We start from the raw sequence: 255 nt of genomic DNA, 5'->3' as shown, positions 1-255 counted from the left end.
CGCCTACATCAAGCGAATCTAGGAGCTTTTCGGTGCGCCCATCGACATAATCTCAACCGGCCCTGACAGCGCCTAGACCATCTTCATGAGCCATCCGTTCGTCTGATTAAATGCCGTGCACTGCAGCGGGGCGCGCAAGGGGGCCCGGGTGGGGTATGGTTGGCGGGGTTTAGGGCCCCCCCGTATAGGGGTATAAGGTCGGGGCGCGAAGCGCCACGACCCACGAAACGAGCGCGGGGAGGAGGCGGCGGCGCC

1 pseudogene is annotated in these 255 nt (G+C 64.3%); it reads left to right on the top strand.

Annotation, left to right across the window (positions count from 1 at the left end):
* Nucleotides 1-76, top strand: a pseudogene (locus ACCC94_RS30370) (hypothetical protein); the annotation flags it as partial.
* Nucleotides 77-255: the final 179 nt, after the last annotated feature.

Source organism: Pseudomonas sp. Pseusp97, from assembly GCF_047304025.1.
Taxonomy (GTDB): domain Bacteria; phylum Pseudomonadota; class Gammaproteobacteria; order Pseudomonadales; family Pseudomonadaceae; genus Pseudomonas.
This window is presented reverse-complemented; position numbering and strand designations above follow the sequence as displayed.